The organism is Mycolicibacterium tokaiense, from assembly GCF_010725885.1.
Taxonomy (GTDB): Bacteria; Actinomycetota; Actinomycetes; order Mycobacteriales; family Mycobacteriaceae; genus Mycobacterium; species Mycobacterium tokaiense.
The window spans coordinates 4597349-4610634 of sequence record NZ_AP022600.1; the positions used below are offsets into that span (position 1 = coordinate 4597349).

At 68.5% G+C, this 13286-nt stretch carries 12 protein-coding genes; 4 read left to right on the forward strand and 8 right to left on the reverse strand.

The features are described from left to right. Nucleotides 1-56: 56 nt before the first annotated feature. Together G6N58_RS22395 and G6N58_RS22400 are read right to left on the reverse strand one after the other, a co-directional pair. Nucleotides 57-791: a hypothetical protein gene (locus G6N58_RS22395; protein ID WP_068916746.1), complete on the reverse strand. Its 735-nt coding sequence runs from the start codon at nucleotides 789-791 to the stop codon at nucleotides 57-59. A gap of 44 nt (nucleotides 792-835) precedes the next feature. Next, on the reverse strand, nucleotides 836-1234 hold the full coding sequence (locus G6N58_RS22400; RefSeq protein WP_068916747.1) for a DNA-binding protein: 399 nt from the start codon (nucleotides 1232-1234) through the stop codon (nucleotides 836-838). A gap of 136 nt (nucleotides 1235-1370) precedes the next feature. Between G6N58_RS22400 and G6N58_RS22405 the strand changes: the two genes are divergently transcribed. Together G6N58_RS22405 and ileS are read left to right on the forward strand one after the other, a co-directional pair. Further along, nucleotides 1371-1970 (forward strand): hypothetical protein, encoded by a 600-nt coding sequence (locus tag G6N58_RS22405; protein WP_068916748.1) that lies wholly within the window; start codon nucleotides 1371-1373, stop codon nucleotides 1968-1970. 258 nt (nucleotides 1971-2228) lie between these two features. Continuing rightward, a complete protein-coding gene (gene ileS, locus G6N58_RS22410; RefSeq protein WP_115277239.1) occupies nucleotides 2229-5375 on the forward strand; it encodes an isoleucine--tRNA ligase in 3147 nt (1048 codons plus the stop codon). A 2-nt stretch (nucleotides 5376-5377) separates the two neighbouring features. Here ileS and G6N58_RS22415 read toward each other — a convergent pair whose 3' ends face one another. From G6N58_RS22415 to G6N58_RS22435, 5 genes are all read right to left on the reverse strand, one after another. Next, nucleotides 5378-5593, reverse strand: a complete 216-nt coding sequence (locus G6N58_RS22415; protein ID WP_068916750.1) for an RNA-binding S4 domain-containing protein — start codon at nucleotides 5591-5593, stop codon at nucleotides 5378-5380. A gap of 14 nt (nucleotides 5594-5607) precedes the next feature. Next, entirely contained in the window at nucleotides 5608-6654 is a 1047-nt protein-coding gene (locus tag G6N58_RS22420) for a zinc-dependent alcohol dehydrogenase (protein WP_068916751.1), read from the reverse strand. An 80-nt stretch (nucleotides 6655-6734) separates the two neighbouring features. Continuing rightward, nucleotides 6735-7535 (reverse strand): DeoR/GlpR family DNA-binding transcription regulator, encoded by an 801-nt coding sequence (locus tag G6N58_RS22425; RefSeq protein ID WP_068916752.1) that lies wholly within the window; start codon nucleotides 7533-7535, stop codon nucleotides 6735-6737. Nucleotides 7536-7544: 9 nt separating this feature from the next. Continuing rightward, on the reverse strand, nucleotides 7545-8588 hold the full coding sequence (locus tag G6N58_RS22430) for a substrate-binding domain-containing protein (RefSeq protein WP_163908324.1): 1044 nt from the start codon (nucleotides 8586-8588) through the stop codon (nucleotides 7545-7547). Between the two features lie 95 nt (nucleotides 8589-8683). Further along, a complete protein-coding gene (locus tag G6N58_RS22435; protein ID WP_172544950.1) occupies nucleotides 8684-9340 on the reverse strand; it encodes a class II aldolase/adducin family protein in 657 nt (218 codons plus the stop codon). Between the two features lie 123 nt (nucleotides 9341-9463). Here G6N58_RS22435 and G6N58_RS22440 point away from each other — a divergent pair, with 123 nt between their 5' ends. Next, nucleotides 9464-10966, forward strand: a complete 1503-nt coding sequence (locus G6N58_RS22440; RefSeq protein WP_163908326.1) for an FGGY-family carbohydrate kinase — start codon at nucleotides 9464-9466, stop codon at nucleotides 10964-10966. Nucleotides 10967-10982: 16 nt separating this feature from the next. Next, a complete protein-coding gene (locus G6N58_RS22445) occupies nucleotides 10983-12362 on the forward strand; it encodes a DNA polymerase IV (protein WP_115277236.1) in 1380 nt (459 codons plus the stop codon). On the opposite strand, the gene G6N58_RS22450 is transcribed toward G6N58_RS22445, so the two are convergent. Continuing rightward, nucleotides 12327-13256 (reverse strand): asparaginase, encoded by a 930-nt coding sequence (locus G6N58_RS22450; protein ID WP_115277235.1) that lies wholly within the window; start codon nucleotides 13254-13256, stop codon nucleotides 12327-12329. The two genes, G6N58_RS22445 and G6N58_RS22450, sit on opposite strands and share 36 nt — an antisense overlap. Between the last annotated feature and the right edge of the window lie 30 nt (nucleotides 13257-13286).

The following is a 13286-nucleotide window of genomic DNA, read 5'->3' on the forward strand; positions in this document are numbered from 1 at the left end:
ACCGCGCTGAGACGCGAATCACCCACGGCGGGTGTGGAGTTGACGGCGGTGTCAGATCAGCGCGAGAGGCGGCTGAACCATTTGGTCTTGATGCGCCAGGAGTGCGCCGCGGCCACAGCGAACACGGCGCCGCAGGTGCAGGCGAACAGCCACACCGCCTTGCCCTCTTCCCAGGCGGCAAAGGCGGGCCAGTAGGCGGTCAAGATTCGCACCGCGCACGCGATGATGCCGCTGGCGGTGGCCACCAGATACACGTCGGCCATCATCCGGGAGCGGGGGTCCTTGCGCAGGATCAGCAGGGCCCGCCCGCCGTAGCCCAAGAGGTAGATGAGCATGCCGCAGAGCACCAGCCAGTACGCGCTGAGCCAGAAATCGGTGGGCACCAGGAAGAAGTCGGGCCGGTAGATGGCGGCCCCGTTGCCGAGGGTGAACAGTACGAGCAGCACCGGGATGCACAAGGTTGCCGGGCGCTCGATGTGTTGCTTGAAAACCTTGTGCATCGACTGGTCGTCGTGCAGGCGGCCCAGCGCGTTGTAGACGATCGCTGAAGCGGCCACGATGTAGGCGTCATGACCGATGTAATCTTCGAGATTCCACTTGCCCGTCAGGGCGTGTAGCCAGTGGCCGAGGGTCTCGGACGCCAGCGGCGTCATGAGCAGGATGGCCAGACCCTGCAGCGCGACGTTGAGGGTGGCGGCAACTTCCCATCGGCACGACCAGGTGACGCGGCGGATCCACAGGCTCCACGCGATGCACGCGATGGTGATGACGATGAGAGTGGCCAGTGCCATTACCTGACGCCTTCTAGCTGAATTCCGGTCAGCAAATTGTAACGCTAGAGCGGTGGGGCGTCTCGGCGCGGCGACAATTCCGACAACCGCGGCAGCCGGTGGCGAATGCCGGTGGCTGTGGGAGCGGCGGCGGTGACGGTGGCAGTTGTGCCTGCTTCGGGGGCCGTCTGGACCATCAGCGGCGACGACTCGATGTAGCGCCAGACCTCGTCCCGGGTCATCAGCCCGAACCGTATCTGGAGGTCCGGGTAATTCAGATCAAAACGATCTGCGACCAGGCGCAGCTCCTCGGCGTTCGGGTAGTCGGGCTCTTTGAGTCGCCGGTAATAGGTGGAGCTCGACACACCCAGGGCGTCATAGATGTGCTTGGCTTCGACATCCCCGTCCAGGAGATAGTCGAGCAGCGCTTTGAGCTGTCTGCCGTTCTCGTCGGTACGTGGCACGAATACAACCATAGACGCCAATCCCGGGAATGGGCACCAGCAACCACTAATTAGACAACACTCGTTTTATTGACATAGCCGTCACACTTTCGGGATGGGTCTCCCATTTCTGGGACATCCGTGTACGGTTGGCCACATGGTCGCACCCTCCATCGCGTGGCAACCCGGGCAGATTGCCCGCGTAACCGATCACCTCGTTGCCGGTGCACCCGGCCTCAACGACATCGTCCCGCTGTCCGCACCGCTGAGCGAGATCCTCAGCGCGGAATTCGACGGCGCCATCGAAAGCCTCGGCGTCGCTCCTGATGCATTGCTGCTCGCCACCCTCGGCCGTGCCGTCGAACGCACTCTGGGTGCCGGACACATCGCCGTCGACATCGCCGACGGGAAGTTTGCCGGCGCCACGGTGGCACTGCGTTGCGCCTCGGCCCGGGACACCAACGCCAACGAGATGCTGCTGGAGGCCGAGAGCGTGCTCGGCCTCAGCGGGGTGCAGGCCGCGGCCTCGCTCACGGGTGCCGAGGTGGCGCTCTCGCCCGCCGGTACCGCACCGGTGGAGATCACCGAGACCCGGGCCCTGCAGCTGTGCGCTTCGCGGCGTGACGAGCTGGTGCAGTTGGACTGGTGGTACGACTCGCGCCGGTTCAACAGCTACACCGTGGAGGAACTCGCCGAGCAGTTCGCCCTGTCGCTCATCGAACTCACTTCTGAGGCCGCGGCGCCGCTGCACAGCTGACCATCCGGCGATTTGCACCCCCGGCGTAGACTCCACACCCGAAGCACCAGCGGCGTCGATCCGGCCATCACCGGGGAGCCTTCGGAAGAACGGCCGGGAAATACTGCGGCTCAGTAGAACCGAACGGGTGGGCCCGTCACAGCCCGCAATGAGCGGCCACGCCCTGTGCGTGTGCAAGCGGGGTGGTACCGCGGCGCTCGCGCCCATGCGCGTCGTCGTCCCCGTGCCCGAGACGGCACGCAGGACGCAGGAGACGCAGTGACTGAACACCAGGCCTACCCCAAGCCGGCCAGTGGCACCCCCAGCTTTCCGGCGCTCGAGGCCGACGTGCTGGCCTACTGGGCCGCCGACGACACCTTCCGCGCCAGCATCGCCGGTCGCGACGGCGCCCCGGAGTACGTCTTCTACGACGGCCCGCCGTTCGCCAACGGTCTGCCGCACTACGGGCACCTGCTGACCGGCTACGTCAAGGACATCGTTCCCCGCTACCGCACCATGCGTGGCTACAAGGTCGAGCGGCGGTTCGGCTGGGACACCCACGGGCTGCCCGCCGAGCTCGAGGTGCAGCGCCAGCTCGGCATCACCGACAAAGCCCAGATCGACGAGATGGGCATCGAGAAGTTCAACGATGCCTGCCGCGCCTCGGTGCTCAAGTACACCGACGAGTGGCGCAGCTACGTCACCCGCCAGGCCCGCTGGGTGGACTTCGACAACGACTACAAGACGCTGGACCCCAGCTTCATGGAATCGGTCATCTGGGCGTTCAAACAGCTCTGGGACAAGGGTCTGGCCTACGAGGGCGTGCGGGTGCTGCCGTACTGCTGGAACGACGAGACCCCGCTGTCCAGCCACGAACTGCGCATGGACGACGACGTCTACCAGAGCCGCCAGGACCCGGCCATCACCGTGGGCTTCCAGGCCGTGGACGGTCCGCTGGCCGGCTCGTACTACCTGGTGTGGACAACCACACCCTGGACCCTGCCGTCGAATCAGGCCGTGGCCGTCAACCCCGAGGTCGCCTACGTCCAGGTCGAAGGCCCCGACGGCAAGCGCTGCGTGCTGGCGGAGGCCCGCCTGGGTGCCTATGCCCGCGAACTGGGGGAGGAGCCGGCTGTGCTGGCCACCGTCACCGGTGGGCAGCTGCTCGGCACCCGGTATCTGCCGCCGTTCCCGTATTTCGTCGATACCGACAAGGCGCACAACGCTTTCCAGGTGCTGCGCGGCGACTTCGTCACCACCGAGGACGGCACCGGTATCGTGCACATGGCACCGGCCTACGGCGAGGACGACAAGGCCACCACCGACACCGTCGGGATCATCCCCGTCACCCCGGTCGACTCGAAGGGTCGGTTCGACGTCACCGTGCCGGACTACCAGGGTCAGCACGTGTTCGAGGCGAACCCGAACATCATCCGCGACCTCAAGAACGGCACCGGTGCCGCGGCCGCCAACGGTGCAGTGCTGGTGCGTCACGAGACCTACGAGCACTCCTACCCGCACTGCTGGCGGTGCCGCAATCCGCTGATCTACCGCGCGGTGTCGTCGTGGTTCGTCAAGGTCACCGAGTTCCGCGACCGCATGGTCGAGCTGAACCAGCAAATCACCTGGTATCCCGAGCACGTCAAGGACGGCCAGTTCGGCAAGTGGCTGCAAGGCGCCCGGGACTGGTCGATCTCGCGAAACAGGTACTGGGGCACGCCGATTCCGGTGTGGAAGTCCGACGACCCGGCGTATCCGCGCATCGACGTCTACGGCAGCCTCGACGAGCTCGAGCGCGACTTCGGGGTGCGCCCGGACAACCTGCACCGGCCCTTCATCGACGAGCTGACCCGGCCCAACCCCGACGACCCGACCGGGAAATCGACCATGCGCCGCATCGAGGACGTGCTCGACGTGTGGTTCGACTCCGGGTCCATGCCGTACGCGCAGGTGCACTACCCGTTCGAGAACCAGGCGTGGTTCGACGGGGATCAATCCCAGGACGCCCATTTCCCCGGCGATTTCATCGTCGAGTACATCGGCCAGACCCGCGGCTGGTTCTACACCCTGCACGTGCTGTCCACCGCGCTGTTCGACAAGCCGGCGTTCAAGACCTGCGTCAGCCACGGCATCGTGCTGGGCAACGACGGGCAGAAGATGAGCAAGTCGCTGCGCAACTATCCCGACGTCTCCGAGGTGTTCGACCGCGACGGCTCCGATGCCATGCGGTGGTTCCTGATGGCCTCGCCGATCCTGCGCGGCGGCAACCTGGTGGTCACCGAGCAGGGCATCCGCGACGGGGTGCGCCAGGTGCTGCTGCCGCTGTGGAACGCCTACAGCTTCCTGACGTTGTACGCCCCGAAAGTCGGTACCTGGCGCACGGATTCGACGCACGTGCTGGATCGCTACATCCTGGCCAAGCTGGCCGAACTGCGGATGAGTCTGACCCCGGCGCTGGACACCTGTGACATCTCGGGGGCGTGTGAGCAGCTGCGGCAGTTCACCGAGGCCCTGACCAACTGGTACGTACGACGCTCTCGCAGCCGGTTCTGGGAAGAGGACGCCGACGCCATCGACACCCTGCACACCGTGCTGGAGGTGACCTCCCGGCTGGCGGCACCGCTGCTGCCCATGGCCACCGAGGTGATCTGGCGCGGACTCACAGGTGGGCGTTCGGTGCATCTGACCGACTGGCCCGATGATGACATCCTGCCGCGTGACCCCGACCTGGTGGCCGCGATGGACCAGGTGCGTCAGGTGGCCTCGGTGGGCTCCTCGCTGCGCAAGGCCAAGAAGCTGCGGGTGCGCCTGCCGCTGCCGAAATTGACTGTGGCCGTGCAGGATCCGGATCAGCTGGCGCCGTTCGCCGACCTGATCGCCGACGAGCTGAACGTCAAGGCCGTCGAGCTCACCGACGACATTGCCGCCTACGGCCGCTTCGAGTTGGCCGTCAATGCGCGCGTCGCGGGCCCCCGCATCGGCAAGGACGTGCAGGCAGCCATCAAGGCGGTGAAATCGGGTGCAGGCGTGGTCAATTCGGATGGCACGCTGACCGCGGGGCCGGCCACGCTGCTGCCCGAGGAATACAGCTCCAAGCTGGTGGCCGCCGATCCCGAGTTCACCGCGGCGCTGCCCGACGGCGCCGGGCTGGTGGTGCTGGACGGCACCGTCACCCCGGAACTCGAAGCCGAGGGCTGGGCCAAGGACCGCATCCGCGAACTGCAGGATCTGCGCAAGTCCAGCGGCCTGGAGGTCTCGGATCGCATCCGGGTGGTCATCGAGGTGCCCGAGGACAAGCTGGACTGGGCGCGCACCCACGCCGATCTGATCGCCGGAGAGATCCTGGCGACGTCCTTCGAGTTCGGCGCGCACCCCGAGGCCGCCGAGATCGGCGACGGCGTGAGCGTCGCGATCGCCAAGGCCTGACCTCAGCCGTCGGTCACGCGCGCGCCGCGGCCCGCATAGCTCACCACGTCACCGGGGTGCAGCTGGCGGCCGCGGCGCGTCTCGACCTCGTCGTTGACCTGCACCAGCCCGTCGGCGATCACCGCCTTGGCATCGGCACCCGAATCGATCAGCCCTGCGGCCTGCAGGAACTGACCGAGCCGGATGACGCCGGTGATGGGGACCTCGGTGATGCTCACGCCGGTCAGGTTACTCAGTTCAGCCGGGGGTCGATCAGGTACTTGCTGCCCACGCCCTTGGCCATGTCCTCGAGGCTCTCGATCAGCTGATCCAGCGGTCGCACCTCGGTGATCAGGTCCTCACCGTTGAGTTGCCCGGTTTCGATCAGCCGCAGGGCGCGCTCGACGTACAGCGGTTCGTGGTGGAAGACGCCGGTGACGGTGTACTCGAAGTAGTGCATGTCGTTGGCGTTCAGCGAGAAGTGCGCGCCCACCGGCGGGCCGCCGAACATCACGGCCTTGCCGCCCGGGCGCAGGCACTTGGCGGTCTGCTCCCAGACCTGCGGCAGTCCGACGGCCTCGATGGCCACATCGGAGCCCTTGCCGTACGGGGTGAGCGCGCGCACCGCGGCGGCCACCTCGTCGACACCCGGATGCTCGGAGATGTCGATGATCTCCTTGGCGCCCATCTTCTTCGCGGCCTCGAGGCGGAAGGGGGACTGGTCCACAGCGATGACGTGCGCGCCGCGCAGGGTGGCCAGCCGGATGAACATCTGGCCGATGGGCCCGGCGCCGTTGACGGCCACCACGTCCCCGAGTTCGATTCCACTGACGTACATTCCGTGCACCACGGTGGCCAGCGGCTCCAGCGGGGCGACGGAGGCGAACGATGTGGTGTCGGCGATCTGGTAGGTGTTGCGCCGCACGATGGCCGCGGGGATCACCACCTCCTGGGCGAAGGCGCCGTTGAGGAACTCCAGGTTCTCGCACAGGCTCAGCCGCCCGGCCTTGCACGCCCAGCATCCGCCGCAGGGCGCGGTGTTGGCAGCCACCACCCGCATGCCGGGTTCAAAATCCGCCACCCCGGCACCCACGCGCGTCACCACACCGGCGAATTCGTGGCCGAAGGGGGCGGGGAAGCTCTTGAACAGCTTGTGGTGGCCGCGGCGGTAGGCCTTGAGGTCGGTGCCGCAGGTGGCGGCGGCGTGCACCTCGACGACGATCTCACCGGCACCGGGATCGCGGCTGGGGACGTCCTCGATCCGCAGGTCGCCGGGTCCGTAGAAGACGGCTGCGCGCATGGTTTCTCCCTGTTCAGGCGGCTCGTAAAGATAACATCAAAAATGTTCGATTTAACTTATTGTGCCATGCGCCCCGGTCCTCACCGAGGCGGGGCGACGGTGACGCTGCTGTGGTGCTGGCACAGCGCCTCCAGCGTGGCCTCCGGGATCGCGGAGTCCACCACCACATGGTCGAAGTCCGCCAGCGCGCACAGTTTGAACAGGGCGCGGCGCTCGAACTTGGTGTGGTCCACCAGCAGCACCCGCGTCTCGGCTGCCGCCATGAGGGCGCGCTTGACCGAAATGGTGTCCTGCCGTTGGTGATAACACGCAGCGCCGGTCACCGCCGAGGTGGACATGATCAGCACATCGGCGTGCAGCGCGGCGATGGCGTCCAGCGTCATCTGGCCCATGAAGGAATTGCACCAGGACCTGTACTCGCCGCCGATCAGCACCACCTCGACGTCTTCGGTGTCCACCAGGGCGTTGACGACGCTGAGGTTGTTACTGGCCACCGTCAGCGGGGCCTTGGCGCCCAGCAGGTCCAGCAGGGGCAGCACGGTGGTCGAGTCGTCCAGCATGATCGTGTCGCCCGGGTGGACGAATTCGGCCGCCGTCGCCGCCAGGGCCCGCTTCTCGGCGCGTTGCTGCCCGCGGCGGTAGGCGTCGTTGGATTCCACGGTGGAAGACGGCAGCGCCGTGGCGACCCCGCGCGCCTTGCGCAGGACGTTCTGGGCCTCGAGCCGGTCCAGATCGCGATGAATGGTCATGACGCTGACGTCGAACATCCGGGCCAGATCCTCGATGGCGACGGACCCCGCCGCCATCACCGCATCGGTGATCTCGCGGTGGCGCTCTTCCTGCCGCGCCGCCGCCTTGCCGTTCTGACCCGGACTGCTCACAGCCCGACTCTAGTTCTCGTTGGCCATGTCGCCGCTGGCGATGTTCTTGTCGATCACCTCGGGCAGCCGGTCCAGCAGGGCCTGCCGGTCGGTGACGACGTTGCCGAGCACCTCGTCGATGTTGGTCGAATCCACCGGCGGCATGGTGTAGATGAACTTGCGCGACATGTCCTCACCGTCGGCCACCCGTGTGGCGACGCCCAGGCCGCCGGCCAGTTCGACGGTGCCGTGCTGCAGTGAGGTGCCGATGAAGTCGCCACTCTTGACGGCGTTGAGACCGTCCTCGATGCCGTCGATGCCCACGATCGGGATGGCCAGCCCGGATTCCTTGATGGCCTGCAGCGCGCCCAGTCCCATGTCGTCGTTCTGGGCGACGATGCCGTCGATTTCGGGCCCGAACGCGGTGATCCAGTTGCGCATCTTGTTCACCGCGATGTCGCGGGTGTTGTCGCCGGTGTCCATGGCCAGCACGTTGATCCCCGGATTGGCGGCCAGCACCTCCTGATTGCCTGCGGTGCGGTCGATTTCGTACGACGAGCCCAGCTTGGTCTGCAGCACCACGATGTTGCCCTGACCGCCCAGGTGATCGACCATCTGCTGCATCTGCTGCCGGCCGGCAGCCACGTCGTCGGGCAGGACGGTGGCCGCCAGGCCGCTGCTGTCGGCCAGGGCGGCGTTGACGGCCAGCACCGGGACGCCCGCGTTGTTGGCCGAGGTGATCTGCGGGCCCAGCGAATCCGCCTGCACCGGAACGATGATGATGGCGTCGACGCCCTGGCTGATGTACTGGTCCACCTGGTCGGCCTGGGTGCTCACGTCGCCGCCGGCCGACTTCCACACCAGGTCGATGTCGTTGGCGTCGGCGTAGGTCTGCATGCCGCTCTGGCCCGCGGTGATGAACGAGCTCATGTCATAGACCGTGACGCCGATGGTCTTGCGGTCGCTGTCGGCACTGGTGTCGCCGGCGCCGCAGGCGGTCACCGCGCCCATGGTCAGCACCGCTGCTCCCGCCAGTACCGACAGCATCCGTGGCCGCACTCTCCGAAATGTCATCTCGCCCCTTCGTGCTGGAGTTCTTCACATTTTGATGTGAGAAATCACATGCTAGCCGTGATGTATATCAAGTCAAGGGCGGGATGTGGGTGGTGTCACGCCGGCCGGGGCTGACCGTAGGTGCCGAACTTCTCCACCACCCGGTCCAGCTCCGCGGGGCTGATCTCGCGGGGGCTGCCGACGGCGGCGGCCCGTAGCCAGACGTCGCAGAGCCACTCCAGCTGGCTCACCTTGTCGAAGGCGTGGCCCAGCGAGTGGGAGTAGGCGATGGTGCCGTGGTTGGCTAGGATCGTGGCACTGCGCCCGCGCAGCGCGGCGGCCATCGCGTCGGCCAATTCCGGTGTGCCGTACGTGCAGTAGGGCGCCACCCGAACCTGGCCACCGAACATGGCCAGCTGGTAGTGCACCAGCGGCACCTCGTCGCGCAGCAGCGACAGTGCCGTCGCCGCCGCCGAATGGGTGTGTACCACGGCGGCGGCGTCGGAGTCGGCGTAGCAGCGCAGGTGCATCGGCAGCTCACTGGTGGGCTTGAGGGAACCGGCCACCACGGTGCCGTCCAGGCGCACCACCGGGATGTCCTCCGGCGTCATGGTGGCGTAGTCGACCCCCGACGGCGTCACCGCGATCAGGTCGTCCACCCGCAGCGAGATGTTGCCGGAGGTGCCCACGACCAGGCCGTCGGAGGTCAGTCGCTGGGCGTACTGCACCACCTCGGCGCGGGCCGAGTCTAGGTTGGTGGGTGCGGAGGTCACGGTGGCGCCTTTCGTCGAGAGACAACGGGCCGCGGCACGCGGTCCCGCGCAAGCATCTAACACAATGCATGTTATAACTAACACTGTTGCATGGATCACTGTGTCACGAGGAGGACCTCGCCGATGGCCGAACGCGATCTGGTGCTCGCCGTCGACTGTTCGACCAGCGGTGCCAAGGCCGTGGTGTTCGGGCCGGACGGGCGCTCACTGAGTTCGGGCCGGGCCACGTTCACGATGGCCAAGACACCCGAAGGCAGGCACGAGCAGAACGCGCACGACTGGTGGCGCACCACCAGCGCCGTGATCGCCCAGGCCATGGCCGGGGTCGACCGCACCCGGGTGGCCGCCATGACGGTGACCCACCAGCGCGAGACGTTCGTCTGCGTCGACGCCGCGGGTGAACCGCTGCGCCCCGCGATCGTGTGGGCGGACAACCGGTCCGTCCCGCAGGTCGAGGAGTTCGGCTCCGACGAGACCCACCGCATCTCCGGCCGCGTCCCGGACATCACCCCGGCCATTTTCAAACTGGCCTGGCTCAACCAGCACGAGCCCGCCATGCTGCGCTCGGCCACCCGCGTCGCCGACGTGGCGGCCTACCTGCACTGGCGGCTGACCGGACGCTGGATCACCAGCGCCTCCAGCGGCGACTCGCTGGGACTGATGGACCTGGCGTCGCGGCAGTGGTCCCCGACACTCTGCGAGATTGCCGGTGTCGAGATCCACCAGCTGCCCGAGATCGCCACGCCCGGAACCGTCATCGGCGCGGTCGACGGCGCGGTCGCCGAGCAGCTGGGCCTGACTCCCGGCACGCCGGTGATCGCCGCGGCCGGCGACGGCCAGTGCGCCGCCCTGGGCACCGGCGTCTCCGACGCCGACACCATGTATCTCAACGTCGGCACCGCCCTGGTCGCCGGCTACGTCTCCCCGGAGTACCGCTGGTCCCGCAAGTACCGCACGGTGCTCGACGCCGCCGGACAGGGGTTCCTGCTGGAGGCCTTCACGCTCTCGGGCGCCTACCTCATCACCTGGTTCGTCGACACCTTCGCGCCCGCCCTGCTGGCTCAGGGCGCCGACCCGTCCTGCGCGGCCCGCGAACAGGACCTGGAAGCCGGTGCCGCGTCGGTGCCGCCGGGCAGCGACGGCCTGTTCACAGTCCCGTATTGGAACGGCTCGCAGACGCCGTACTGGGAGGGCAACGCCCGCGGCACCGTGCTCGGCTGGTCCGGCATCCACACCGGCGCGCACTTCTACCGCTCGATCCTGGAGGGGTCCGCCTTCGAGGTGCGGCTGCAGGTGGAGGGCGTGATCGCCGACACCGGCGTCCCCGTGCGCCGGTTCCTGGCCACCGGCGGCGGCTCCCGCAGCCCGCTGTGGTCGCAGATCATCGCCGACGTCACCGGAATCCAGGTCGACATCTGCGCCGAGACCGAGACCACGGCGCTGGGCGCGGCGATGATGGCCAGCTGCGCCGCGGGCATCCACCCCGACCTGCGCACCGCCGCGGCGGCCATGACCCGCACCGTGCAGTCCATCGCCCCGCAGCCCGCGGTGGCCCAGCAGTACGACGAGCTCTACAAGCGCTACCTCACGATCTACCCGGTGGTGCGGGAGATCTGTCAGCGCTGAAGCCTACGATGCCCTCGTGAGCGACAGGTGGGTCCTGCACCTGGACATGGACGCCTTCTTCGCCTCGGTCGAGCAGCTCACCCGGCCCACCCTGCGCGGTCGCCCGGTGCTGGTCGGCGGGCTCGGCGGGCGCGGCGTGGTGGCCGGCGCCAGTTACGAGGCGCGGGTGTTCGGAGCGCGCTCGGCGATGCCCATGCACCAGGCCCGCCGCCTGGTCGGTACCCACGCCGTCGTGCTGCCCCCACGCGGTGTCGTCTACGGCGTGGCCAGCCGACGGGTGTTCCAGACCATCCGCGCGGTGGTCCCGGTGCTCGAACAGCTGTCCTTCGACGAGGCGTTCGGCGAGCCGGCCGAGCTGGCCGGCGCCGACGCCGCTGCCGTCGACGCGTTCTGCGAGCAGCTGCGCGCGCGGGTACGCGAGGAGACCGGCCTGGTGGCCTCGGTGGGTGCGGGGTCGGGCAAGCAGATCGCCAAGATCGCCTCGGGGCTGGCCAAACCCGACGGCATCCGGGTGGTCCGTCGCACCGAGGAACGGCTGCTGCTCGACGGGCTCCCGGTGCGCAAGCTCTGGGGCATTGGCCCGGTGGCCGAGGACAAATTGCACCGCCTCGGCATCGAAACCGTGGGCCAGTTCGCCGCTTTGGCGGAATCCGAGGCCGCCAGCATCCTCGGCGCCACCGTCGGGCCCGCCCTGCACCGGCTGGCCCGCGGCATCGACGACCGCCCGGTCGCCGAGCGCGCCGAGGCCAAACAGATCAGCGCCGAATCGACCTTCGCCGCCGACCTGATCACCCTCGAACAGCTGCGGGAGGCCACCGGCCCCATCGCCGAACACGCCCACCGCCGGCTGCTGCGCGACGGCCGCGGCGCCCGCACCGTCACGGTCAAGCTCAAGAAGTCCGACATGAGCACGCTGACCCGCTCGGCCACGCTGCCGTACGCGACGGCCGAGGCGTCCACGCTGACCGCCACCGCCCGCAAGCTGCTGCTGGACCCCGTCGACATCGGCCCGGTCCGGCTGCTCGGAGTGGGATTCTCCGGCCTCTCCGACGTCCGGCAGGAATCCCTGTTCCCCGACCTCGACCAGGGCGAGCCGGCGGAGATCACCATGGGGGAGTCGCGGCTGCCGCTGCCCGGTCCCGCGATCGGCGCCCGGCGCATCGGCGATGACGTCCGCCACCCCGAGTTCGGGCACGGCTGGATCCAGGGCGCCGGCCATGGCGTCATGACGGTGCGCTTCGAGACCCGGGCCGGGGGTCCCGGCTTCGCCAGGACGTTCCCCGTCGACAGCGCCGACGTGCTGGGCGCCAATCCGGTGGACAGCCTGGACTGGCCGGACTACGTCGACGAGATCGAGGCCTCAGCCGAACCGGGAGATGATCTCGGCGGGCGGTGAGTCGGCCGCCAACGCGGCCATCAGCAACACCCTGGCCTGCGGTGGCCGCAGCCGCGACGCCACCAGCGCCCCGGCGTCGACCAGCGCGCGGCCGGGTCCGTACCCGGGGCTGACGTGCCCGCCGGGTACCCGGGTGGACACCACCACCGTGACACCGTCGGCGCACAGCCGAGCCACCCCGTCGATCACCGCGGGCCCGGCATTGCCCGACCCCAGCGCCTCGAGCACCAGCCCGCGCGCGCCCGCGGCCACGAACGCCTCCATCGCCGTCGCGTCGGCACCGGCGTACACCGTCACCACGTCCACCCGCGGCGCCCCGGCGGCGCGCAGCCGGCCCAGGTACAGGCGTTCCTTGGCGGCCACCTGTGCCACCTCACCCGCGGTCACCGTGCCCACCAGCCTCCCGGCGAACCCGGTCAGGTCGGTGGTGGCCACCTTCTGCAAGCCCAACGGCTGCAACACGTTTCCGGCAAAGCAGACAGCGACTCCCGGCACCGTCGCCGCGGCGGCCACCGCCAGCGCGTCACGCAGATTGCCCGGACCGTCCGCATCGGGGGCATCGGCACTGCGCTGAGCGCCGGTCAGAATCACCGGAGCCGGGCTGTCATGGGTGAGCTCCAGCCACAGCGCCGTCTCCTCCATGGTGTCGGTGCCGTGGGTGATCACCACCGCGTCGGCACCGCCGGCCACCGCGGCGCGCACCGCGTCGGCGATGACGTCCCATTCGGCCGGACCCAGCGCGGAGGAGTCGACCGACATCAGCTCCACGGTCTCGACATCCACACCGGCGGCGGCGACCAGGTCGGTCGCGCTGCGAGTGGGCCGTTTCACCCCGTCGGCGTCGGTGCTGGTGGCGATGGTGCCTCCGGTGCTGATCACGGATAGCCGCGGCATGCGCCGATCATGCCTGACGCGGGGCGGGCT

Excerpts from the sequence above, each read along its gene's own strand:
- G6N58_RS22440 (WP_163908326.1), top strand. The coding sequence starts at position 9,464 with ATGGCCGAACGCGATCTGGTGCTCGCCGTCGACTGTTCGACCAGCGGT.
- G6N58_RS22450 (WP_115277235.1), bottom strand. The coding sequence starts at position 13,256 with ATGCCGCGGCTATCCGTGATCAGCACCGGAGGCACCATCGCCACCAGC.
- G6N58_RS22430 (WP_163908324.1), bottom strand. The coding sequence starts at position 8,588 with ATGACATTTCGGAGAGTGCGGCCACGGATGCTGTCGGTACTGGCGGGA.
- G6N58_RS22395 (WP_068916746.1), bottom strand. The coding sequence starts at position 791 with ATGGCACTGGCCACTCTCATCGTCATCACCATCGCGTGCATCGCGTGG.
- G6N58_RS22405 (WP_068916748.1), top strand. The coding sequence starts at position 1,371 with ATGGTCGCACCCTCCATCGCGTGGCAACCCGGGCAGATTGCCCGCGTA.
- G6N58_RS22420 (WP_068916751.1), bottom strand. The coding sequence starts at position 6,654 with ATGCGCGCAGCCGTCTTCTACGGACCCGGCGACCTGCGGATCGAGGAC.